This window comes from Anabaena sp. FACHB-83, from assembly GCF_014697485.1.
Taxonomy (GTDB): Bacteria; Cyanobacteriota; Cyanobacteriia; order Cyanobacteriales; family Nostocaceae; genus Nostoc_B.
Window position 1 is genome coordinate 105,528 of record NZ_JACJRY010000008.1, and the last position, 23,372, is coordinate 128,899.

The window sequence follows — 23,372 nt, forward strand, 5'->3', positions numbered from 1 at the left end:
TGTTTATTTCTGGTCATCTGTGCTTTAATTGTCAAAACTTGGGCATTACCCAACATCTATCATTCCAACACTGCTCATGATTGACATTGACGGTTCCTACGGAGAGGGAGGCGGACAAGTTCTCCGTACTTGCCTGAGTTTAGCCGCTATCACGGGTGAACCTATTCGCATTGCCAATATTCGTGCCGGACGCAAAAAGCCAGGGTTAGCGCCACAACACCTGACAGCAGTCCGCGCGGCGGCGAAGATTTGTCAAGCTCAATTACAGGGTGATGCTTTGGGTTCGATGATGCTGGAATTTATGCCCAGTCGCCCAGTGCAGGCAGGAAACTATACTTTTGATGTCAGTGAAGTGTTAGAAGGTGGTTCGGCTGGAGCAATTACTTTAGTTTTACAAACAATTCTTTTACCTTTAGCTTTAGCCAAGGGTAATTCTCAAGTAACGTTGCGTGGTGGTACTCATGTGATCTTCAGCCCGACAATGACATATATTGAGCAGGTATATCTGCCAATGCTTCAGCGTATGGGTGTTAAAGCATCTGTGAAATTAGGTGCTTGGGGGTGGTATCCCCAAGGTGGCGGAGAGGTAACATTGCAGGTGAGTGGTGGTAGTCAACTCAGTGGCATAAATTTACTCAAACGCGGTAATTTACGCCAAGTACGGGGACTGGCAGTGGTGACGGAATTACCTGCTCATATTCCTCAGCGAATGGCAAATCGGGCTGAGAAAATATTACGCATAGCTGGGTTCAAGGTTTCTATGCAAGCTTTACGAGAAAGAGGTGTCGCGGCGGGGGCTGGGATTTTTCTGACGGCTGAATATGAGAACAGCTTGACGGGATTTGGTGGGTTTGGACGATGGCGGATGTCATCAGAAAGGGTGGCTGAAATTGCTTGTGAACAACTGTTGAAGTTTCACCAAACGGGTGCGCCTGTCGATGAGCATTTAGGAGATCAGTTAATTTTGCCAGCCACTTTGGCTACAGAAGCAAGCCAGTATCACGTAGCGAATATTAGTACCCATTTGACAACGAATGCAACTGTAATTGAGCAGTTTGGACTGTCGCGGGTAATGGTGGATGAAGTGGAAAAGATTGTGAAGGTAGTGCCAATATCTGACGCAGAGACGCAGAAAGTAAGAGTTTGAGAGGTATTTTGGGAAAGTTATAGGACTTGAAAAAATAAGGTTTTAGAACAGGGTGCAGGAATATGAGGGTGTAAGTATTCAAAACCCTTTCACCCTCACACCCAATCCCCACAGAAAATTTTGATGCGTAAGTCCTGAGTTATAATCTCTAGTCCTGTTCCCTACGATCAAATCCCAATTTGTTTGACTCAGCACTCACTTTATTTTACAGATGGGGGCTTCTACCCGAATTGGCTAAAATTAGTAAGTCACGCGATGTGCAACTTATTCTTGAAACCCCTCTCCAAACCTCTCCCCGTTGGCGTTAGCCTGCCGTTAGGCAAGCGGAGAGAGGCTTTGAATCTTGCTCCCCTTCCCTACAAGGGAAGGGGTTGGGGGTTAGGTTTGAGAGAAAGTTGCACACGGCGTTAAGTCTTAACCAACAAAAAGCGATCGCATTCATTCAACCATCAAACTAGATTTGATATGTCAATCGAATATCCAGAATATTGGACACATCGTCAATGGATGAGTCGGGCTTTAGAAATCGCCCAAGCCGCAGGAGAGGCGGGTGAAATTCCAGTTGGTGCTGTTATTGTCGATAGTCAGGGAAATTTGATTGCTGAAGGGGAAAATCGCAAAGAACGGGACAAAGACCCGACAGCCCACGCCGAAATTGTAGCAATTAAAGCAGCATCTCAAACATTACATAGCTGGCGACTGCATGAATGTACATTATACGTAACTTTAGAACCTTGTCCGATGTGTGCAGGTGCAATTATCCAATCACGGTTGAGGACGCTTGTCTATGGAGTGGACGATACTAAAACTGGCGCAATTCGGACTGTCCTAAATATTCCCGATAGTGCAGCTTCTAATCATCGTCTGCAAGTCCTGGGAGGCATTCTAGAATCAGCTTGTCGCCAGCATTTGCAAGCTTGGTTTGCTACTCGCAGACTTCAACAAAAAACTACAGACACCAAGAAAACTGTCCAATCATAACTACACAATTTATAAAAGAGAATTTACGGTTTAATTAATCACTATTTAATCAACCTCTGGGCAATTCGCAGCTACCGACATGATAAAACTTGACTTCTCCCAAAATACGCAACAGATCAAGCCAACATCACAGAAATCATTAAATCATCAGGTGGCTGATACTACCTCACAGGTTTCTCCCTTGTTAGGGCCGATAGCGTATCGTTTGGGACGACATCTGCTTTTACCTTTGTTCTTCGGCAGAATTACCATCACGGGACAACACAATGTTCCCACAACAGGGCCAATTATCTTAGCACCCACCCACCGGGCGCGTTGGGATGCTTTAATTGTCCCTTACGCTACTTCTCTAATTACTGGGGGAGATTTGCGCTTTATGGTGACTATCACTGAATGCCAGGGCTTACAAGGCTGGTTTATCCGTCGTTTAGGTGGGTTCCCTGTAGATCCACAACATCCGACAATTTCCACCTTACGACATGGCGTTTCTTTACTAGAACAAAGAAAAACCTTGGTCATCTTTCCCGAAGGCGGCATTTTCCGCGATGGTAAGGTTCATCCTTTAAAGCCAGGAATTGCCCGCTTGTCTTTGACTGCGGAAATGAATCACCCAGGACTGGGGGTCAAAATTGTGCCTATGAGTATCAATTACAGCGAACCCTATCCCAACTGGGGTACAGATGTGCATATTAACATCGGTAGCCCGATTAATGTTGCAGAATATACTAACGGCTCAATCAAACAAAATGCAAAACGGATGACAGATGAGTTAGCCAAGGAACTGCAAAGCTTAAATCATCAAGAAGCAGAAGTGACTAATGGGCAATGGTCAATGGTTAATGGTCAATAGTCATTTGTGTGTGATTTAACCCTAATTACCAATAACTAATTCCCAACTGTTTAATCTACCAACATCTTGCGGTGCAGCATCGATGAGCCACAATTGCCAGCGCCCTTGACCAGATATGGATAGTAATTGCTTGAGGGCAGGATGCGATCGCACGCTATAAGTCGTCTGCAAGTTTGTCCGTCTACCTAAAGTCCGGTTTTGTAACAAAACTGACTGATTATTCGGTGCTATTAAGTAAATTTCTACATCGCCTAAGAAATCGTGTGAGACATTCACACTCACTTGAATATCTTTAACGACAATATCTTCGTTAATGGCGATCGCACTTTTCACACCTTGGCGATCGTTATCGGGAATGCCTACAGAGTTGGTATTACTCACCCGCAAATTTTGGCTGGCTGGTGATGCGCCTTCTCGCATTTGCTTGGCGGCTTGGACTGCTTTAGCGGCGTTGATTTTGCCATAGCCAAACCATTGGGAATGACCATTACCATTGTATGTCCCGCCTTTTAAACCTAATTGGGGGTCGGGATTCGGGTCAACTATTTTATCGGCAGTTTCTTGTAAGATGCGTTTAACTTGTTGAGCAGTTAAATCGGGATTCGCTGATAAAATCAAAGCTGCTACCCCAGCCACCACAGGTGTAGCACTGGAAGTCCCACCAAAACTACTGGTAAAATTCCCCTTGTCGTAACCTGCGGCTCCTAATTGGTCAGTTGTAAACACACCCAACCCGTTAAGATAAGCAGCGATCGCAGGTTGGGTATACACATAACCCTTTTCCGGAAATGACATTCCTGGTGGCGCATTATTACTAGGCGCACACACCGCAATACTATCTCCCCAATTACTGTAAGCCGCTTTCTTATTCAAACTCGTGGAAGCCGCAACAGTAATCACATCAGGATGTACCGCAAAACCACTGAGCCACTCGGTTTTACCTTGTAAAATTTTATCAGGCCAACTTTGTTCAATTACACTCCCATTAATTGGACGATTGGCATTACCAGCAGCAAAACAAATCACACATCCTTTTCCCTTCCTGCCTTTGGTGGCTGCGCGGGTAATTGCAGCCCGTTGCCGTAAAGACAAGGGGAAATACACAGCCGAGGCTCCCCAACTGCAAGAAATTACACTTGCACCCTTGTCAATTGCCCAATTAAAAATCTGTTCAACAGATTCATCATCTAAATAGCCAGTGGTACGGATGGGCATAAACGCACAACCAGGAGCCACCCCCACAATACCAGAACCATTTTCTTCGGCAATGGCTACCCCTGCACAAGCTGTCCCGTGGCTAGTTTCTTTCGCATCAGGTAAAGGTAGAAAATCATTTTGTTTCAAATCTCTAGGGGCAACAACTTTACCTGAACCTTGAAAATCAGGATGATTCAAATCAAAAGAATCATCCACCACAGCCACAACCACAGAACGCACACCGCGAGTAATATCCCAAGCTTTTTCCACTGAGATATGAGAACCTAAAACTAAATCCTCACCGCCGCTATGGTTTAAGTACCACTGTTGGGTATAAAGCGGGTCACGGGGTTTATAGTGTGTTTCGCTGTTAATGATAATGTTAGGTTCAGCAGCTAACACTTCTTTGAGTCCTTGGAGTTGGTTAGTAATTTTAATCGGGTTGTCTGTAGCTTGTTTACTAACCAAAAATACGAAAGTGTTAGGGATACCCAGAACAGGTTGATCTTGAATTAAACTATAGGCACTGGCGATCGCATTAATTCGAGGCGCTGCTATATCTTCTAAAAATTGAATAGTAATTTGGTCGCCTAAATAAACAAAAGTCCCAGGATTATTTTTAAGAGTGTAAACATGGCTGGCAAAGGCTACAGTTTCTGCCGCGCGGGCTTGAGACATCGCCGCATCTAATTGGGCGGGGGGAACTTGAAATAATTCTAGTTGCGCTTGGGAAATACTGCGCTGCCAAATGCCCCAAGTTACCTGAGATAATTGTTGAGGTGTAAAATCGTTAGCTGGGCGGATGGTGAAACGGTCTGTTGCTTTTTCTAACACTAATTCTTCACCACCGCGTTGCAGAACAAATCCCAAATTGCTGGCTGGTACACCTGTGGTTGGAAGATCAGAGGAATTAATGCGATCGCTCATAATAGACGATGGTAATTAGTATACAGAGGCACTGGGAACTCGATTAAACCGATTTTCAGTCTAAAGCAAAGAAACCGAGTATATAGCTGTGTTTTGTTTAAAACGAAAACAAAGTTAAGATACCCAAAGTTTCTCTTAGTATTTATATATATTTGTCACACCCAATTTAATCCATGAAAATAGCTGCAACTGCGCCTTTTCTTAGCCTCAGTTCCTTCTCAGTCATCCTCCTCTTGAGTTTGCTATCACCCGCTTATAGCCAACAAGCACAGCCCATTGACCCGAATGACCCCAACAACCTCCGTCCTACCACCCAAACCAATAGCCTGTTAAGCATTGAAGGCGGAGAAAGACTGATGAAAGAGGCAGAAGCAGCAGTTTCCGCCCAAAACTATGCCCTCGCTGCCAAAAAACTCCAAGAAGCACGGCAAGTTTTTAATCAGCTATCTAACTTTTATCAAGACCTAAACTCTAGCTTTTCTGGTATTGACATCAGAGTGTCTGACTCTCAACGTCAAAAAGCTTTCTTAACTGCTCAAAAGCGAGATGAAGCCACATATCAACTAGCACTCGTACATCGCGCCCAAAATCAGCCAGAATTAGCCGTACCACTATTAATTCAAATTATTAGAAGTCAAAATCCCACACGCGATTTAGGTAAAAAAGCATATCAACAGCTATTTGAACTCGGTTTTGTTGATACCCCCTACCCCAGACAAGGTAGTGGCGGTTCCACTTCTCAAAAATAAACCCTTGTCCTCCTTATCCCTCTTCCCCCTACTCCCAACTCCCCACTCCCAACTCCCTAATCTGCTAATAATAGAGAAGTAGTTTTTTCAGAAATTGCGATGATTAGTCCGCAGCAGATTGAGGCTATGATCAAGGCGGAACTGCAAGACGCTCAGATACAAGTACAAGACTTAACAGGTGGCGGAGACCACTATCAAGTTACAGTCGTATCATCGCAGTTTGCAGGTAAAGGACTGGTGCAACAACATCAGCTAGTTTATGGCGCGTTGCGGCAAGCTATGTCCACAGAAGCAATTCACGCCTTGGCAGTTAAAACATTTACGCCAGAAACTTGGCAAGCAACCACCACTTCATAAAATCAATAGTTCCAAGCTAAGTTGAGCATTGACTATTGATTTTTTTATATCCGTAGCATAGGAAACGAAAACACCATGTCACAAGAAGTCCAAGAGAGAATTCAGAACTTAATTAAACAAAACAAAATCTTTGTTTTCATGAAGGGGACTAAGTTAATGCCTCAATGTGGTTTTTCTAACAACGTCGTCCAAATCCTCAATACTTTGGGTGTTCCCTTCGAGACGATTAATGTTCTGGAGGATTCTGAAATTCGTCAAGGCATTAAAGATTATTCCAACTGGCCGACTATTCCCCAAGTTTACATTGATGGTGAATTCATCGGTGGTTCCGACATCCTGATTGAAATGTACCAAAACGGCTCATTACAGGAAAAAGTGGAAGTTGCTCTAGCTTCGTAATTTTAAAATAAGTTTAATTACAAAAAAGCCCCTGTAACGGGGCTTTTTTGATGGACTACGCTTCCCAAAGCAGAAAAATTACTCAATGGTTAGTAGCAAGTAGTGAATAAAAAATTTTCTGCTTTTTAATTAAAATCACAATCTTAAACACCCCTTATGAGAGTTACCAAAATTACCACAAGTCAAAGGGGATGTTTTCTCCAGTACATTCTCTCCCAAAATTTGCACCATCGCACACTTGATCAATACAGATAACGTGCTATAATCATCTGCGTCAATCTACGTTTACTTTGAATGGCTAAAGCAAAAGCTTTAGTAGTAATCGTGTTGTGGTTGTGGTTCCGGCATTGCAAAATTTGAAGCATCGTACAAGTAGCGGCTGGCTTCCTCTTCTAGACGATGAATCAGATATGGCTCGATAGCGTTGCCATGTCGCAGTGCGGCTAGATATCCATCCAAATACATCCGCATATCGTCCATACGATAACCGCGATTCCATAGCTCGACGAAGGCGTCTGTGAGTCTTTGGTAATAGCGGATGGTTTGTGTGTCTTGAAGCATAACTGCTGTTTGATCTCTTTGGAATGAGAATTGTAAATGATTAACGCTGAAATGTGAAGTGCCACTTTCGCTTTTTTAGCGTTTTTGGCATATAAGTTATGCCAATGATTCTGCTTTGATCTGCCCCCTCCAGCAGCTACAGCGTATTTAGATCCTATTCCAGAAAACTGGGAAATTGATTGGTAAGTAATTTATTCTTATGATTTCTTCTTTCAACAACCTGATTTTTGTGGTTGAGGTTAAGCTTAAGCAAGCAGAAACTAGACTTCAACAGCAGGCTGAAGGACTTTTACAAGGATGACAATTTGGCTGAGTACAAGTTCTTCATCAAGTTACAATTTGCTAAAAGCAAAATGATTGTTAAGAAGAACTTTTGATAAGTCTAACAAAAATTTAAGAAAATTACTAATTAACCTTGGAAATAGGCTGAGGTGGGAGATATTGCCACCCTTGTTTAGCATAAATGTCAAATGAATTGTGAGTAGAAGTAACAAAGACTACAAAACCTTGAGCATGGGCTTGTTACTTTGAAAGTCATCAACGCTAAGGGGTCTTACCGCCGTGGGTTCGGTTTGTATTGAAATCGTTGAGGGGAATCCCCATCTGAGGTCGTTGCTGGGTTGGCACTTGCAACAGTTAGAGTATAGGGTAAATCAAGCTGCCAGCATTTATCAAGCAAGAGAAGTGTTTTTAACCCATCAACCTACTCTAGTCATTCTAGATGCGGATCTGCCCGATGGAGATGGTATCGAGTTTTGCCGTTGGTTGCATCGTCAGCAACAGCCTTTAATCTTAATGCTGTCTGCACGTAGCAACGAGGCGGATGTGGTCGCAGGACTAAAGGCGGGGGCCGATGATTACCTCAGCAAACCTTTTGGAATGCAGGAGTTTTTGGCTAGGGTTGAGGCATTAATTCGCCGCAAACGCACGCCGACTGCGCCAGCTTATTTAGACTATGGCACTTTGCAAATTGATTTAGTGCAGCGTCGTGTCCGGTTCCAAGGGGAGTTTATTGATTTAACACCCCAGGAATTTAGTTTGTTGTATGTGTTGGCGCAAGCTGGCGGAGTACCTTTGTCTCGCTCAGAATTACTGCGTCGTGCTTGGCCAGATGCAATTGACAACCCGCGCACGATAGACACTCATGTTTTATCACTACGTAAAAAAGTAGAACTTGATCCCCGCCAACCTAGTTTGATTCAAACTATTCGGAATGTGGGATACAGATTTAACATGGAAATTTTGAATGCCAATCTTCCCCAATCACAAACTAAGTTAGCAAAAGAACGGTTTAGCAATCAACGTCCAACAGTAACTACTCAACGGTGATGAAGCAGGTGAGAGGTAACAGGTGAGAGGTGACAGGTGATAGATTTTGCCTGGATTTTATCATCTGCGGATTTCTAAAACTATGCTTCAACTGCTACATAAGAGGGTTTGGTTGGGTGCAGTACAAGTTTTCAGGAGAGAGGCTAGAGGCTAGAGGTTAGAGACTAGGCTATTTTGCTTTATCCAAACAAAGAGTGCTGTAAGAGTTGTGTTTAGGGTGATTTATCAGATAAGAGGTTTTTAAATCCATTCTTGTGCGGCTTGAGTTTCTGCCTGAGTCAAACTTGCTTGTAAACTGACTAAATCTACCTCAGAGGCGGGTTTGTCTGCTAACAACTGGCCTTGGTGCAGGTGTAACAGCCTTGTACAAAACATTTGGGCTAAATCTAACTGGTGATTAACCATCAAAATTGTAGTTTGTTGGGTTTGGGCTAGTTGAATGAGGATTTGCATCAGATGAGAGGCTGTACCCGCATCCAAGGCTGATGTTGGCTCATCTAATAGTAAAATTTTGGGGTGGATGATTAAAGCACGCGCGATCGCAACTAATTGCCTTTGACCCGATGACAACTGTAACTCATTTTTGGCTAACCAGTCATTAGGAATATGCAGTTGTTCCAGGCAATGGCTAACTCGTTGCTGAATTGTCTGTTTGGGTATTCCGCGCAAAACTAAAGGATATTCCAATGCTTGCTGGACTGTCATCCCCAGTAGTCTTGACTCTTGCAACACCAGTGTTACTCTTTGGCGCAGTTGAATAGCAGGAATTTGGCGATATTCTTGATTTTCCAGATAGATTTTACCGCTAGTCGGTTCAGTTAAGCGATTTATCAAGCGTAGTGATGAGGTTTTACCAGCACCAGTTACGCCAACAATCGCAATTCTTTCACCAGGGAATACTTGAAAGGAAATATTCTGTAAGATTGGGTATCCTTGGTGATTGCTTTTTAGTTTGGTAAATAGATTAACTTGCTCAAGCCGGAGTTGGGCTTGTGGAGTGAAATTATCCACAGTGATAGTTTTCCTTTTTTCTCACGCAAAGGATTTTTTCGTCTTTACGTGAGATTTTAAATTTAAGATAGTGTCAAGGCTGTATTAATAGTCCAAGCATCAACTAACAGCAGTAGTAAGGTAAATCCAAATAAAATCGCATACATCCAAGGCTGCGCTAAGGGACGGACATCTGTGGTGTCTATGCCGGTTTTGGCTTGGACGATGTTCACTAACCGGGCAAAACCAGCCACACGCATTGGTAATAAATAAGCTTTACCATCTTTGCTGAGGAAATAATAAACTAACCCGCCTTGACCTGTAGAACGGGGTTTGATTTCTTTAACCTCTGACCAAGGTAAAATCCAACCTTTACGAAAGAAACGCGGAACCCATACAGGGTAAGTTACCTGAATTTCTTGGTCATTGACAATTACTCTTTCTGTCAACACTGCATACAGTCCGACAAAGCCGATGACAATTCCTACCCACAGTAACGAGGGTGGTGTTGGCGCGGCTGTTGCTTGGGCTAAAAATGGCAATGGTATTGTGAGTGCTACATATAAACTCAACAGAGTAATCCGAATCAACGGAGATAGGCGAAATATGGTTGTAGAGGTATTAGCTGAATTGGCTGTCACGGTTCCATTAAGATTGTTGCTTTCAGTTTTATCCTAACGGGACTTAGACAAAAAGTTTTAGCTTATGGGGTATCAACCTGATTATCTATTGTTTCATCCACTAAGGATCGTAATGAGTCTGCATCTGTGTTTGCACGTTCTTGCTGATACCAAAATGCAGGCACATTATCAGAAGCACGAGCAAAGATAACCAAGCGTTTACAATTAAAACACTCGTAAGCTTCCTGAAACTTTGGCTTTGGTTTTATTGAAAGTAAAAGTTCGTAGACTTGTTGTTCAAAATCTTCATCTGATTGAGCTTGCTGATGTGCAGTAACTAAATTATCAGCAAGCTTTTCAATAAATGGCTCCCAAATCAGATGAAAACTCTGCCGATTTGGAATTGGAGATAAATTAATTAGTTCACCACACAAACATTTTATTTTAGGCATATCAATTTCTAATCCAAACGGCTTTAAGGTAAATACTTTTGTACAACAGTCCAGCCAGTCCAGGATACCCAAGCAAAGGCGGCACAGAGAATAATATTGACAGTGATGTGTAAAGTTCTGACCCAAGGTCTATACAGTTGAGGGAGTGGGGAATTGGGAGTTGGGAGTAGGGGACAAGGGAGACAAGGTAGATAGGACTTAGGTAGTGAGAGGCAAAATCAACGATTTGGGAGAAAGTGAAGGAGTGTAGGTGTTCAAAACCCTTACACCCAATCCCCACAAAAAATTTTGATCCGTAAGTCCTGAAGTATATGGAGAAAAGAGGCTAGTACAACAAGGCAAAAGTAAAAAGGTAAAAGTAAAAATAAATAATAACGATACCACAAGCTTTTTAGTAATTCTTTTTTTTCAGAAATCAAATATGAGTCCTATATAGTAGATTTGATGGTTCTGATACCAATTCACGAAATTACTGATACAAATCACTTCCTCTACACCTTTGTTTCCGGTCGCCGAGCGGAGTCGAGGGGCTGCTTGCCTATCTGTATCATGTTTAGAGTGAAATGGTATGAGGTACAGCAAAAAATTTACTTATTACTCATTACTTAATACTCATGCACAGCTAATTTCAGTGAACTTTTATGACTTTATTAAACAAAGTAATTGCTGTAATTATTGTGAATAATTATTTTTGGTCAAAGTATATAAATTCAGACTATTTTGCTAACTAATTTTACGTAAGTAGTGCATTTAAAAGAAAGAATGGTATGTTTAAAAAACGGCTGAATTAAGCCAAACAAGTCTTTAAATTTAGACTTTTAAATATTGGCTACGAAGAATCATTGCCAGAGGAACTTCTAATGCCTATCACACCCACTTACCCAGGAGTTTATATTGAAGAAATTCCTAGTGGTGTAAGAACTATTACAGGTGTAGCTACTTCTGTTACTGCTTTTATTGGTCGGGCTTTGCGTGGGCCAGTCAACGAACCTGTTACTATCAACAGCTTTGGTGACTTTGAGCGAATTTTTGGCGGACTGTGGATAGAAAGCACCCTGAGCTATGCTGTGCGTGACTTCTACTTAAACGGCGGTAGCCAAGCAATCATTGTGCGACTGTACCACAAAGATTCAGGAAAGCCAGAGGCTACGCCGCCTGAATCTGCTAAACCACATACAGCCAAGCTGACAGTCAAAGGATTGACGCTAGAGGCAGTTGATCCAGGTAGTTGGGGGAACTATTTACAAGCCCGCATCGATCACGATGTGCCGAAAGATAAAGAGGCTCAACAGCTTTTGGGCGTGAACCAAGCAGACTTATTCAACCTGACCATTAAAGATACAAAAACTGGGGTAACTGAAAGATTTCGCAATCTTACTGTTAAGGATAGTCCGCGCAGAGTAGATAAAGTATTGGCGAATGAATCTCAGTTAGTTCGGGGGGGAGAATCCCTACCATCTACAGTTCCTACTGCTCACAGCAATGCCGACGAATCATCTAAAGTAGCAGATGCTGATCAAGCTTCAGATGGTTTACCTTTGGCTAAGGCTGACTTCACACCAGATGGAGCAGAAAACAACAAGGAAGGGCTTTATGCGCTCAAGAAAGCCGATTTGTTTAATCTCCTCTGCATCCCGCCCTACCAACCTGATGTAGATATTGAATCGGATTTGATTGGGGAAGCAGCTAAATTTTGTGAAGACCATCGGGCATTCTTGATTGTTGACTCGCCCAAGAGTTGGCAGACCAAAGATACTGCTAAATCTGGGATTGACAGCATTGGTACAAACAGTAATCATGCAGCCATCTTTTTCCCGCGTCTGAAGCAGCCTAACCCCTTGCGGAACAATCAAATAGAAGAGTTTGCCCCTTGCGGTGCAGTGGCGGGTATCTTTGCGCGGACGGATGCACAGCGCGGGGTATGGAAAGCACCGGCTGGTTTAGAGGCGACTCTAGTGGGCGTACCCCAATTAAGCGTATCTCTCACAGATGCAGAAAATGGCGAGTTGAATCCCTTGGGGATTAATTGTTTGCGTACCTTACCTGCGGCGGGTCGGGTAATTTGGGGCGCACGCACTCTGCAAGGAAACGATCGCCTGGCTTCGGAATGGAAGTATATTCCCGTCAGACGTTTGGCTTTGTATATCGAAGAAAGTCTTTATCGTGGTACGCAATGGGTAGTGTTTGAGCCGAATGATGAGCCTTTATGGGCGCAAATCCGCTTGAATCTTGGGGCTTTCATGCACAACTTATTCCGCCAAGGTGCTTTTCAAGGTAAGTCACCCAGAGAAGCTTATTTTGTGAAGTGCGATCGCGAAACAACCACGCAAAATGACATCAATTTGGGGATTGTGAAAATCGTCGTTGGCTTTGCACCACTCAAGCCAGCTGAGTTCGTCATTATTCAACTACAGCAAATTGCCGGACAAATTCAAGCATAGTGAGGCGCAATGGCACAGTTTAGCGTTAATCCACAACGGTTTGACCCCTACAAAAACTTTAAGTTTCGCGTAAAGTGGGATGGTCGATATGTCGCAGGTGTGAGTAAAGTCGGTAGTTTGAAGCGGACGACGGAAGTTGTCAAGCACCGTGAAGGCGGCGATCCGAGTAGCGATCGCCTCTCACCAGGACGCAGCACCTACGAAGCCATTACCCTGGAACGGGGGGTAACTCACGATACAGAGTTTGAAAAATGGGCGAATAAAGTTTGGAACTACGGTTCTGGCTTGGGTGCAGAAGTTTCTCTCAAAGATTTTCGCAAGGATCTGATTATCGAAGTTTATAACGAAGCTGGACAGTTGGCTATTGCCTACAAAGTTTATCGTTGCTGGGTTTCGGAATACCAAGCATTACCTGAACTAGATGCCAATGCCAATGCGATCGCCATTCAAACTCTCAAACTAGAAAACGAAGGCTGGGAGCGAGATTATGAAGTAGCAGAACCTAGTGAGCCAAGCTTTGCCTAGCCTGCTGTTTAATTATTTTGGGAGAGCTAACGAATGCGCCCATTTACTGCCAGCGATGTAATTACAGTTTGGGAGTTAGGACAGCAGCTGCACCCGCTAGAACGGGCAGTATTGCTGTTATCATTCGCCTACCCTGATCAATCTCAGCAGCAGTTGGCAATGCTCAGTGTGGGGCAGCGCGATCGCCGTTTGCTGTTATTGCGACAGATGACGATGGGTTCTCAACTCCATAGTGTGACGACCTGTCCCAACTGTGGCGATCGCTTGGAGTTTGCTTTGAATATCTCAGACATCTATATTAATGAATCATTGGGTAGTTCATACGAAAACAAAACAATTCAAATTGCAGGATTTGAGTGTCAGTTTCGTTTACCCAATAGTCATGATTTGGCAATCCTAACAGCAGCTCAAACGATTGAGGAAGCATACTGCTCTTTAATCGAGCGTTGTGTTTTACAAATCAGTCAAGCTGGCACTCCCGTTTCTTGGGAAGCTCTACCGCCTGAGATAATCGAGCAATTAGCCCAGCAGATAAGCGACTGCGATCCGCAGGCTGAGATATTGCTGGATCTGGATTGCCCAAACTGTCAGCATCGCTGGCAGGCAATATTTGATATCGTTGCGTTTTTCTGGGCAGAACTCGATGCTTTAGCCAGGCGATTACTGCAAGAAGTTCATACTCTAGCTAAAGCCTATGGTTGGCACGAGGCAGAGATTTTATCCATGACTGCTACTCGACGGCAGTTTTATCTGGACATGGTGATGTAAATGGCAGATTTCTTTTCTCGATTAGTAGAGCGCAGCCTGGGTGTCAGTCCCGTGGTGCAACCTGCGATCGCGCCCAGATTCAGTTCTGCACCTGCGATTATAGATGAAGTCAATCTGCAATGGCATCGTGAGGTGGAAAATTCTCCCACTCCAGTAAATGCTAATCCATCCGTCGGGGAGCCTTCTCCCCAGAATATTACCTCTGTTCAACCTGACTTAGCTAATAACCAGGTTCCAGGACAAGCACAACAAAATCCCCTTACAACACCGTCACTGCTAAACCAGTCCATACAGTCATCCAACCTGAAACAAGTTGTTCCCTCAATAACACAGGCGATCGCGCCTAGTCAATTCATTGCGGAACCACCGAATCAGAAAGCTGCTCTAGAACCTTTTCAAGTTTTCAAACCGCGTGAGTTCCATCCCCCAATGACGCAAGCGATCGAACCACCGAATCAGAAAGTTTCTTTAGAACCTTTTCGAGTTTTAAAACCCCGTGAGCAAATTCTGGGCGAAAATCCTTCGCTGGTTATGGACGGTGAATTAGCAAACGCACCTGAAATTGTTGCAGACAGGGCAACATTTCCCACAAGCAAACCAAGCAGCCCAATGGCAACTCACCAAGTTCCACTGGCTCAATCTGCTGTATCATCTCCATTGCCACAGGTTGCAACCGAGCCAGCAGCACCTCCCACGATTCGCGTTAGTATCGGCAGGGTTGAAGTCCGGGCAATCATGCCAACCCCACCTGCACCTAAAGCCACTCCAGTCCGTTCTCGTCCGGCAGTGTCGCTGGATACCTATTTGCAGCAACGGGGGAGGAAGCCATGAGTAATTATCTGGCGATCGCCACTGTGACCGCAACTCTGAAACGTGTCCTCGAAAATGCCGTGACGGGAAAAGTTCCAGGGACTTCAACCACCATTACAGTTGGGCAACCAGACCCCAGAGATGCGGCTACTAGTAATGATGGCAGAGTGAACATTTTCCTTTATCAAGTCACTCCCAATTCCGGCTGGCGCAACGCCGATTTGCCGACTCGTCGCGCCGATGGTTCTTTGAGCCAACGTCCACAATTAGCACTTGATCTTCACTATCTCTTCAGCTTTTACGGGGATAAAACCAAACTATTGCCTGAAAGATTGATGGGATTAGTGATGAAAACCCTGCATACTAGACCCTTTTTGCCACGGCAGCTGATTCAGGATACGGTAGCAGATAACGCAGCTATTTTACAAGGATCAGACCTAGCAGAACAACCGGAATTTGTCAAGTTCTCACCTGTGTCGCTGTCATTGGAAGAGTTATCTAAAATCTGGTCAATCTTTTTCCAGACACAGTATGTATTGTCAACAGCTTACCAAGGGACGGTTGTTCTCATTGAACCCGATGATGAACCTGTCGTGAGTTTGCCTGTGAGCGATCGCACCATTACAGTGAGTGCCACGCCTCCCCCTGTCGCCGCTTCACCGCCAACTATTACACAAATTCGCTCACAAGCGGGAGTCGGGGAACCCATTACCCCAGGTAGTCGGTTGCTGATTCAGGGGCAGAACTTCGCCCAGGGAGAAGTCAGCTTTATTCAGTTACATGATCAGCAAATTAACGTAGAAAACATTCACAACACTGAAATCATCCTGACGTTACCTGACGTTACAGAGGAAGGGGTGAAAACGTTGCAGATTGTTTATCAGAATGGCATTCGTTCCAATCTGGCAAAATTTATTGTCCGCGCTGCTGGAGGTGTCACCCCATGAACCTTGTTGCAGGCGATCGCTGGCAATCTGCTAACCACCAGTATCTTGTAGCTGCATTGGCAGTTGTGCGGGAGACATTAGAACAGTTTGTTCAAGGTCAGGAAGGGGCTGAAGTATCCCAAGATACTGCTGACGATTCTCAGCAGCGATTAACTTTGATTGCGGCTGCAATGACTGAACCCCCAGCCTTAGAAGTTGTTTGCAACACATTTGATTTATCTGACTTTGAGCGAGATGTTTTGCTGTTGTGTGCTGGGATGGAACTGGATGCGGCTTTCCCGCGTTTGTGTGCCGAAATTCAGGGACGAGAACAGCAGGCTTATCCGACCTTTAGTTTGGCGTTGACGGTGTTTCCAGATGCTCATTTAAGTGCGATCGCTCCTTCTTCTCCCCTGCTGCACTGGCGATTGATTGAAGTGGAAGAGAGCCGAGTTTTCACCTTGAGTCCATTACGACTCAGCCGTTGGGCGTTGCTGTATTTGACGGGAATGCCTCACCTGGATCGAGAGTTGAGTGGGTTGATGAAACCTCTGGTGAATCGCGGAGCATTGCTGCCTTCCTATGAAGCGATCGCCGATCAGTTATCTACCACCTGGGTTGAAGGTTCGGAGCGGGGATTGTTGCCGATTGTGCAGTTGTGTGGGGAAGAAGTGACAGCCAAATGGGCGATCGCAGCTACAGCTTGCGAACATGTAGACTTGAATTTGTATCGCCTCTCCGCTCAAGCCATTCCCCAGGAGCGGCGGGAGTTAGAAACATTCTTGCGTTTGTGGCAAAGGGAAGTCATTCTGAGCGATCGCGCCTTACTAGTAGATTGTGATGGTGGATATCATAATGACGTTGCCCAGGAAAGCGCCCTGCATCAACTGTTGGAAGAGATTGGTGGCATTGTGTTGGTGAGCAGTCGCGATCGCCGTCGCTTACCCCAGCGTCCCAGCCTGACAATTGAAGTCAGCAAACCCACTCCCACTGAACAACAAGCTATCTGGAAAGCGGCTCTGGGAGAGCGTCAAGCAGAGGTGAATGGACAGGTCGAGGCTTTAGTGGCTCAATTTGATTTAAGCAGTAGTGCGATCGCTGCCGCCTGTATCGCCGCCAGTTCTCCCCCATCTTCCCCCTCTCCCCTTTCCAGCCAACTCTGGGATATTTGCCGCCTGCAATCCCGCCCCCGATTGGAAGAGCTGGCGCAGCGCATCGAGCCTGCGGCTACCTGGGAGGAATTGGTGTTACCAGAAGCCCAACGGCAAGTTTTACGGGATATTGCGGTGCATGTACGCCAGCGATCGCAGGTTTATGATACCTGGGGCTTTCGGACGAAGGGGAATCGGGGATTGGGCATCAGTGCGCTGTTTGCTGGTAGCAGTGGCACAGGCAAGACGATGGCGGCAGAGGTGCTGGCGCGGGAGTTGCGGCTGGATTTGTACCGGATTGATTTGTCGTCGGTGGTGAGCAAGTACATTGGCGAGACGGAGAAGAATTTGCGGCGGGTGTTTGATGCGGCGGAATCGAGTGGAGTGATTTTGCTGTTTGATGAAGCGGATGCCCTGTTTGGTAAGCGCAGTGAGGTAAAAGATAGCCGCGATCGCCATGCCAATATTGAGGTGAGCTATTTGTTACAGCGAATGGAAGCCTATCGGGGTTTGGCGATTTTGACAACAAATTTGAAGGATGCGCTGGATCAGGCATTTCTGCGGCGGATTCGGTTTATTGTGCAGTTTCCCTTCCCGGATTTGCCGGAACGGGTGGAGATTTGGCGACATATTTTCCCAGCAGCAACGCCGACGGAGGGATTGGAGGTAGAGAAGTTGGCGCAATTGAATGTAGCGGGGGGGAATATTCGCAATATTGCAATGAATGCGGCGTTTTTAGCGGCGGAGGCGAAGGAGGCGGTGCAGATGAGTCATGTGTTGCAAGCAGCGAAGCGGGAATATGCCAAGTTGGAGAAATCGTTGACAGATGGAGAGATTCGGGGGTGGGTGAAATGAATATTGAGTTGCAGATTGAAGAGTTGGTGCTGCATGGGTTTGCTCACAGGGATCGGGGGCGAATTCAACGGGCGATCGAACAGGAATTGACTCGGTTGTTAACAGAGCAAGGTGTTCCTGCTTCGCTTTCACAGAGTCGTGAAATTCAGCAGTTGCAGGGTGGCTCGTTTAATGTCAGGGCAGGGATGGGTGTAGAGGCGATCGGTTTTCAGGTGGCACAAGCGATTTATGGAGGGATGGGGAAATGCCACGGAAATACATGAAGAAATCTACGAAGAAAAAACCTCAACAAAACTCCCTTTCTACTAGACTTTCTACTGCCCCTGACAAAGAAGAATCTCCTTCTCACAATAAACGATTCAAATTTGGAGATATATCAACAGATAGACCCGATAAAAAAGAGAAAGTAAATATAAGAGAAGAAGAAATAAAATTTTACGAAGGTTTCTTAAAAAAACTCCCAATGGGTTCTCTACTTCCTGATAGAAATTATAAAAATGACCCCGATTATGAACCGGAAGTAGAAGAATCGGAAGTAGAAGAGTTAGTAGAAAGAGGGCATAACGTTTTTACCATGGCAACTCTCAATCTCGATCATTATGGTGAAAAAAAAGAGGAAACAAAAGATAAGCAAGAAGCAAGAATGAATGAAATTGCTTATCTTTTAAGTACAAACGTACCTGATGTTTTGGTGATTCAAGAAATTAATAATTACGATACCTTCAAAGCTGACTTTGAAGAGGCGAAAAATTTAATGCTTGTTGAAACAGATGAAAAAAGTAAAGAAGTATTTGATATCAGAAATGAAACATCGCTAACTAGTAAAAAAATTTCAGACTCTTATGCATTACTAGAGATGCCAAAGTGGGTAGCAAGAAGCTCAGGAAGAGGACAAAAATCATCATGGAGTGAGAAGAATGTGATTATTTATAATACAGCCACGATTCAGCCATCTAATCTAGAAGAGAATATTGATAAAGCAGCTATGTTTCGATATCAAAACATAAAGGAAGGAAAACTTATGGAAGTGGAGGGGAGCCAAGAATTTGCCTTTGGAGTGAAAGGCTCAAACTATGAGCCGCGTGCTCCTATTGTTGCAGAGTTTGTTTACCGAAAGAATGAACTTGATGAAAGAAAGATCGGAATAATCAATGTACATACAACACCAACAGGTGATAGTTATGGAAAAAAATCAAGTTTGAAGCAGCAAAATTTGGATATTAGAAATGCAATGCTTAAGTATGAAAAAGAACGAAAACCAGATGCGGTTTTTGCTATTGGAGACTTCTATATGGAGAATAGTGATACAGAAGCCTTTGCAAATCTACACCCCGAAATTTATGGTGGTGATTCTCACGAAAGAAGCGTGATACGTGCTGCGCCTGCCTACTTTACTACAAACAATCCAAATCACGCAAAACATAATGACGAAAAGGATAGGAAAAAGAAAGTAGGACAACATGCCGATGATATGCTGTTTTTGGGAGGATTTAGACCCTATACCAACTTACCAAGTACGCTGCCTCCCATGTTTACTCTTGGGCTAAAAAAAGCTGATCGCCAACAGAAAAATCTCAGGAGAAAAAGGGCATTAGCAGAGATAGATTCTTATATTACATCATATTCCTGGAGTAAGCCAAAGCCAATAAAAAAAGGAGGCAAGACTTATTCGAGACGAAGCCTTGTAAAGCAAAAGATCACAGGCGAAAAGGAGGAAATTAGTGTACAAGATCAAGTCAAAAAACGTATGAAGGAGGTAAGCGAGAGGTCAGAAGTCTTAAAACAGAGTGATATAGACTTCTACCAGAAGCCCAATCCTGATCATGCGCTGAGAGTATTTCGCGGTGAATTTACTCCAAAACAGGAGCCGGTAGCAAGGCAGGGCAAACAAAGGAGCATATTAAAGGCTAAAAGAAAAAGAATGTAATAGTTGCTTTGAGGAATGCGCTAAATGGCAAGCTTTTCTGGTTCTCCTCGTCTCTTCAAAGGCGCTATCGTCGGTTTCGATCTCGCCAATCCGATTCCTAAAGTAATTCCGTTTCAATACAATCCTGAAACGCTAACTCGTTCATTGGAACCACAGATGCAAGGCAACGATCAGGCGGGTTCTACCGTAGGTTTACGGCTGAGTGGAGCGGCGGCAGAAAGTATCAATATCGATATTGAAATGGATGCCACCGACCAGTTAGAAAAAGGCAAAGATATTGCCGTCAATATGGGTATTTATCCCCAACTTTCGGCATTGGAAATGCTGGTTTATCCTGCCAGTTCAATGGTGATTGCCAATACGATTATGTTGGCTGTGGGAACGATCGAAATAATGCCACCACCACCTAAATTAACGCTGTTTATTTGGGGACAACGCCGCATTTTACCCGTAAACATTACCAGCTTCAGCATCACCGAAGAAGCCCATGACACAAACCTGAATCCAATTAGGGCGAAAGTCTCTTTAGGAATGCGAGTTTTGACCTATTCCGATTTGCCAATCACCCATCCCGGTTATCATTTATATCTGGCTCATCAGGTGGTTAAAGAAACAATGGCAACATTGGGAACAGGCACCAGCTTAAATAATTTATTGGGGACAAATATTAAGTTATTAAGCTAATTGTAGATTTAAATCCGGTTTTTATGTTTAATGAATACAAGTATTTCTAAGCAGAATAATAAGCAAACAAACCTCGTCCATTTTAAAATATGGAGTGCGGGCATCTTGCCCGCTACTACCAACAGGGAGCAAGATGCTCCCACTACCCATGAAAAACTATGTTTATCAAAATAGATGTGGTTTAAAAAGTATTCAATTAACTCCTGATCAATCAATTTAGAATGCAATTTGCTAATTCTGAAATTTTATCAAAATAACAATCTTGAATTAGGCTTCCACCAGATTTAAACATATCTGAAAAACTTCCCACAAAGGGGTCAATCATGTTCGATCATACCAGTCGCTACTACGAATTAGAAACCGCCACTCTCATCACTGCTGAAGGGCGACATCTCTCTTATAAACGGCGACGCTTTCTGCCCCAGGCGGAAACTTTATCCAGGGTGCTGGAGATGCGAGTCAAAGAAGGCGATCGCCTGGATACCCTCGCCGCAGATTTATTGGGCGACCCCGAACAATACTGGCAAATCTGCGATGCCAATAACGCCATGAATCCCTTTGACCTGACTGCGGAAATTGGGCGAATCCTGCACATTGCCCAGACCCAATTTTAGGGGAAGATTACTATGTTTTTCCAGGGTATTCGCCTCTCACTCCTCATAGGCCCCACCGTGCCGCTTCCGGCTCCCCCCAACCTAATTCAAGCCTTAGACAACATCGAAATTACCCAAACCGATGCGGGGCGATCGGGGTTTCAATTGTCCTTCAAATGCGATCGCAGTGGTCTGTTTGCCGCCATCGACTATCCCATTCTCAAACTGCCTTTACTGCGTCCTTTCAACCGTGTCATCGTTGTCGTCACCGTCAACGCCATTCCCCATGTATTGATAGATGGCATCATTACCCACCAGCAGTTGTCCCCCACCAGCAACAACTCCGGCCTGCTCACAGTCACAGGCGAAGATGTCAGCGTCATGATGGACATGGAAGAGAAGATTGTCGCTCATCCTGCCCAACCGGATATTGCGATCGTGCCGAAAATCATTGCCACCTATGCCCAATACGGATTGATTCCCACAGTAATTCCCCCCGCCTCCATCGATGTTCCCAACCCCGTGGAGCGGGTTCCCGTGCAGATAGGCACAGATTTGGAATACCTGGAAGAACTGGCGGAGCGGTACGCCTATGTATTTTACATCTCTCCCGGCCCCGTTCCCGGCACCAATACCGCCTACTGGGGGCCACCCACCCGTGCAGGCATTCCCCAACGCGCCCTTTCTGTCAACCTGGGAACCTCTACCAATGTCAACTCCATCAACATCCAGCACAAAGCATTGACCCCCACCTTTGTGTCGGGACTGGGACAAGATAGCCTGACGGAGCGTAGCCTCCCAGTCAAAACCTTCTCTAGCCTACGGTTGCCCCTGGCAACCCAATCCGCCATGCTGAGAACTGCCAAAGCCCGCACAGTCCTGCCCAAAAATACCGCAGGCTTAACCTACGCCCAGATGCTGGCTCGCGCCCAGGCAATTACCGATGCTTCGATGGATCAGGTGGTGGAAGCAACTGGAGAACTAGATGTAGTGCGCTACAACGGCGTATTGAAAGCACGGGGGTTGGTTGGCTTGCGTGGTGTAGGTAGCACCTACGACGGCTTGTATTACGTCAAGAATGTCACCCATCAATTGCGATTAGGTGAATACAAACAAAGCTTCACCCTGACTCGCGAAGGGGTGGGAACAACAACACCAGTGGTCATTCCATGAAACGATTTTTCGGCAAATATCGGGGAAAGGTAACTCAAAACGTAGATCCCCAAAAGATGGGAAGAATCCAAGTGAGCGTTCCCTCGGTTCTGGGCGGTGGTCGCCTAAGTTGGGCAATGCCTTGTGTACCCTATGCAGGGAAGAACGTGGGCTTCTTTGTTCTTCCGCCAATTGGTGCCAATGTTTGGGTAGAGTTTGAAGGCGGTGATCCAGATTACCCGATTTGGAGTGGTTGTTTTTGGGGAATGGGTGAAGTTCCTACCGAGTTTGCCCTGGCTACCAAAAAAGGTTGGAAAACAGAGAGCATTACCCTTACCCTCGACGATGGCCCAGGCGGAGGATTCACTTTGGCAGTTGAGCCTCCCGTGGTACAAGTACCGCTCAAATTAGTATGTAATACCCAAGGAATTGAAATTAACTGTAATCCAGCCATTATTAAGCTGGCTACTTCCGGGATTGAGATGAGCAACAGTCCCGCAAGCGTGAAAATTTCGGCATCAGGCGTAGAATTAGACACCCCACCAGCAACAGTCAAACTTTCCTCAGATAATATTGAACTGAGTAACGGTGCTGCCAGCGTCAAACTTTCGCCTGCTAGTGTTTCCATCAACAATGGTGCTTTGGAGGTGATGTGATGCCTGGTTTTTTATTACACCAAGGTGCGACGGTTTTATGTCTACATAGTGGCTCGGCACAACCCATTGTTGTCAACCCACAGGTGAAAGTCTGTGGAGAACCGATTGTCACGCAGACGAGTACCTATGCGATCGCAGGTTGTCCCAACACGCTACCATCTGGAACACCCCAACCCTGCGTGACTGCTTCCTGGGTGGTGGCGGCGACAAGAATAAAAGCGAACGGAATGCCCGTCCTTTTACAAGATTCTCAAGCCGTCTGCACACCTACAGAGACGGGGTTAACCATTGCAGCCACCCAAGTTCGAGTCAAGGGGATGTAGCG

General features: G+C 45.0%; 25 protein-coding genes and 1 pseudogene. 20 read left to right on the forward strand and 6 right to left on the reverse strand.

The features are described from left to right. The first annotated feature begins 76 nt into the window (after positions 1 to 76). The 3 genes from rtcA to H6G79_RS12490 all read left to right on the forward strand — a co-directional run bounded on the left by rtcA (position 77) and on the right by H6G79_RS12490 (position 2,978). Positions 77 to 1,147, forward strand: a complete 1,071-nt coding sequence (gene rtcA, locus H6G79_RS12480) for an RNA 3'-terminal phosphate cyclase (protein WP_190591008.1) — start codon at positions 77 to 79, stop codon at positions 1,145 to 1,147. Between the two features lie 465 nt (positions 1,148 to 1,612). Beyond that, entirely contained in the window at positions 1,613 to 2,128 is a 516-nt protein-coding gene (gene tadA, locus H6G79_RS12485; protein ID WP_190591010.1) for a tRNA adenosine(34) deaminase TadA, read from the forward strand. Between the two features lie 79 nt (positions 2,129 to 2,207). After that, complete coding sequence (locus tag H6G79_RS12490; protein ID WP_190591012.1) at positions 2,208 to 2,978, forward strand: 1-acyl-sn-glycerol-3-phosphate acyltransferase; 771 nt, start codon at positions 2,208 to 2,210, stop codon at positions 2,976 to 2,978. Between the two features lie 21 nt (positions 2,979 to 2,999). On the opposite strand, the gene H6G79_RS12495 is transcribed toward H6G79_RS12490, so the two are convergent. Further along, complete coding sequence (locus tag H6G79_RS12495) at positions 3,000 to 5,102, reverse strand: S8 family serine peptidase (RefSeq protein ID WP_190591014.1); 2,103 nt, start codon at positions 5,100 to 5,102, stop codon at positions 3,000 to 3,002. Positions 5,103 to 5,275: 173 nt separating this feature from the next. Between H6G79_RS12495 and H6G79_RS12500 the strand changes: the two genes are divergently transcribed. The 3 genes from H6G79_RS12500 (at position 5,276) to grxD (ending at position 6,607) form a co-directional block, all read left to right on the forward strand. Beyond that, positions 5,276 to 5,851 carry a hypothetical protein gene (locus H6G79_RS12500; RefSeq protein ID WP_190591016.1) on the forward strand — a complete coding sequence of 192 codons (576 nt, stop codon included), beginning with the start codon at positions 5,276 to 5,278 and terminating at the stop codon, positions 5,849 to 5,851. Positions 5,852 to 5,950: 99 nt separating this feature from the next. Beyond that, complete coding sequence (locus H6G79_RS12505; protein WP_190591017.1) at positions 5,951 to 6,208, forward strand: BolA family protein; 258 nt, start codon at positions 5,951 to 5,953, stop codon at positions 6,206 to 6,208. A 75-nt stretch (positions 6,209 to 6,283) separates the two neighbouring features. Continuing rightward, on the forward strand, positions 6,284 to 6,607 hold the full coding sequence (grxD, locus tag H6G79_RS12510) for a Grx4 family monothiol glutaredoxin (protein ID WP_190591019.1): 324 nt from the start codon (positions 6,284 to 6,286) through the stop codon (positions 6,605 to 6,607). A gap of 312 nt (positions 6,608 to 6,919) precedes the next feature. Here grxD and H6G79_RS12515 read toward each other — a convergent pair whose 3' ends face one another. Further along, positions 6,920 to 7,168 (reverse strand): DUF6761 family protein, encoded by a 249-nt coding sequence (locus H6G79_RS12515; RefSeq protein WP_062296854.1) that lies wholly within the window; start codon positions 7,166 to 7,168, stop codon positions 6,920 to 6,922. A 561-nt stretch (positions 7,169 to 7,729) separates the two neighbouring features. Between H6G79_RS12515 and H6G79_RS12520 the strand changes: the two genes are divergently transcribed. Further along, complete coding sequence (locus H6G79_RS12520; protein WP_190591021.1) at positions 7,730 to 8,497, forward strand: response regulator transcription factor; 768 nt, start codon at positions 7,730 to 7,732, stop codon at positions 8,495 to 8,497. 240 nt (positions 8,498 to 8,737) lie between these two features. On the opposite strand, the gene H6G79_RS12525 is transcribed toward H6G79_RS12520, so the two are convergent. The 4 genes and pseudogenes from H6G79_RS12525 to H6G79_RS37735 all read right to left on the reverse strand — a co-directional run. Beyond that, a complete protein-coding gene (locus H6G79_RS12525; protein ID WP_190591023.1) occupies positions 8,738 to 9,508 on the reverse strand; it encodes an ATP-binding cassette domain-containing protein in 771 nt (256 codons plus the stop codon). A gap of 62 nt (positions 9,509 to 9,570) precedes the next feature. Next, positions 9,571 to 10,128 carry a hypothetical protein gene (locus H6G79_RS12530; protein WP_190591026.1) on the reverse strand — a complete coding sequence of 186 codons (558 nt, stop codon included), beginning with the start codon at positions 10,126 to 10,128 and terminating at the stop codon, positions 9,571 to 9,573. A gap of 62 nt (positions 10,129 to 10,190) precedes the next feature. Beyond that, positions 10,191 to 10,559 carry a hypothetical protein gene (locus H6G79_RS12535; RefSeq protein ID WP_190591028.1) on the reverse strand — a complete coding sequence of 123 codons (369 nt, stop codon included), beginning with the start codon at positions 10,557 to 10,559 and terminating at the stop codon, positions 10,191 to 10,193. A 23-nt stretch (positions 10,560 to 10,582) separates the two neighbouring features. After that, positions 10,583 to 10,690, reverse strand: a pseudogene (locus H6G79_RS37735) (DUF4079 family protein); the annotation flags it as partial. 729 nt (positions 10,691 to 11,419) lie between these two features. Here H6G79_RS37735 and H6G79_RS12545 point away from each other — a divergent pair. The 13 genes from H6G79_RS12545 (at position 11,420) to H6G79_RS12605 (ending at position 23,370) form a co-directional block, all read left to right on the forward strand. Then, a complete protein-coding gene (locus H6G79_RS12545; protein ID WP_190591030.1) occupies positions 11,420 to 13,000 on the forward strand; it encodes a phage tail sheath subtilisin-like domain-containing protein in 1,581 nt (526 codons plus the stop codon). 9 nt (positions 13,001 to 13,009) lie between these two features. Continuing rightward, the gene (locus H6G79_RS12550) at positions 13,010 to 13,525 is read left to right on the forward strand and encodes a phage tail protein (protein ID WP_190591032.1); all 516 of its coding nucleotides are present in this window, start codon (positions 13,010 to 13,012) and stop codon (positions 13,523 to 13,525) included. A gap of 33 nt (positions 13,526 to 13,558) precedes the next feature. After that, positions 13,559 to 14,293, forward strand: coding sequence for a phage baseplate protein (locus H6G79_RS12555; protein WP_190591034.1), 735 nt, complete (start codon positions 13,559 to 13,561; stop codon positions 14,291 to 14,293). Beyond that, complete coding sequence (locus tag H6G79_RS12560; RefSeq protein ID WP_190591037.1) at positions 14,294 to 15,124, forward strand: hypothetical protein; 831 nt, start codon at positions 14,294 to 14,296, stop codon at positions 15,122 to 15,124. After that, a complete protein-coding gene (locus H6G79_RS12565) occupies positions 15,121 to 16,050 on the forward strand; it encodes a Pvc16 family protein (RefSeq protein WP_190591039.1) in 930 nt (309 codons plus the stop codon). The genes H6G79_RS12560 and H6G79_RS12565 overlap by 4 nt, the downstream gene beginning before the upstream one ends. After that, on the forward strand, positions 16,047 to 18,035 hold the full coding sequence (locus H6G79_RS12570; RefSeq protein WP_190591041.1) for an ATP-binding protein: 1,989 nt from the start codon (positions 16,047 to 16,049) through the stop codon (positions 18,033 to 18,035). The genes H6G79_RS12565 and H6G79_RS12570 overlap by 4 nt, the downstream gene beginning before the upstream one ends. Next, on the forward strand, positions 18,032 to 18,298 hold the full coding sequence (locus H6G79_RS12575) for a hypothetical protein (protein WP_190591043.1): 267 nt from the start codon (positions 18,032 to 18,034) through the stop codon (positions 18,296 to 18,298). The genes H6G79_RS12570 and H6G79_RS12575 overlap by 4 nt, the downstream gene beginning before the upstream one ends. Next, positions 18,280 to 19,962, forward strand: a complete 1,683-nt coding sequence (locus H6G79_RS12580; RefSeq protein WP_191049356.1) for a hypothetical protein — start codon at positions 18,280 to 18,282, stop codon at positions 19,960 to 19,962. Before H6G79_RS12575 ends, H6G79_RS12580 begins: the two co-directional genes overlap by 19 nt. A gap of 156 nt (positions 19,963 to 20,118) precedes the next feature. Further along, on the forward strand, positions 20,119 to 20,646 hold the full coding sequence (locus tag H6G79_RS12585; protein ID WP_242048300.1) for a hypothetical protein: 528 nt from the start codon (positions 20,119 to 20,121) through the stop codon (positions 20,644 to 20,646). A gap of 323 nt (positions 20,647 to 20,969) precedes the next feature. After that, on the forward strand, positions 20,970 to 21,260 hold the full coding sequence (locus H6G79_RS12590; protein ID WP_190591049.1) for a hypothetical protein: 291 nt from the start codon (positions 20,970 to 20,972) through the stop codon (positions 21,258 to 21,260). Between the two features lie 12 nt (positions 21,261 to 21,272). Then, positions 21,273 to 22,412 carry a hypothetical protein gene (locus tag H6G79_RS12595; RefSeq protein WP_190591051.1) on the forward strand — a complete coding sequence of 380 codons (1,140 nt, stop codon included), beginning with the start codon at positions 21,273 to 21,275 and terminating at the stop codon, positions 22,410 to 22,412. Next, positions 22,409 to 23,047, forward strand: a complete 639-nt coding sequence (locus H6G79_RS12600) for a phage baseplate assembly protein V (RefSeq protein WP_190591052.1) — start codon at positions 22,409 to 22,411, stop codon at positions 23,045 to 23,047. The genes H6G79_RS12595 and H6G79_RS12600 overlap by 4 nt, the downstream gene beginning before the upstream one ends. Next, positions 23,047 to 23,370 carry a hypothetical protein gene (locus H6G79_RS12605; protein ID WP_190591054.1) on the forward strand — a complete coding sequence of 108 codons (324 nt, stop codon included), beginning with the start codon at positions 23,047 to 23,049 and terminating at the stop codon, positions 23,368 to 23,370. Before H6G79_RS12600 ends, H6G79_RS12605 begins: the two co-directional genes overlap by 1 nt. Positions 23,371 to 23,372 lie beyond the last annotated feature (2 nt).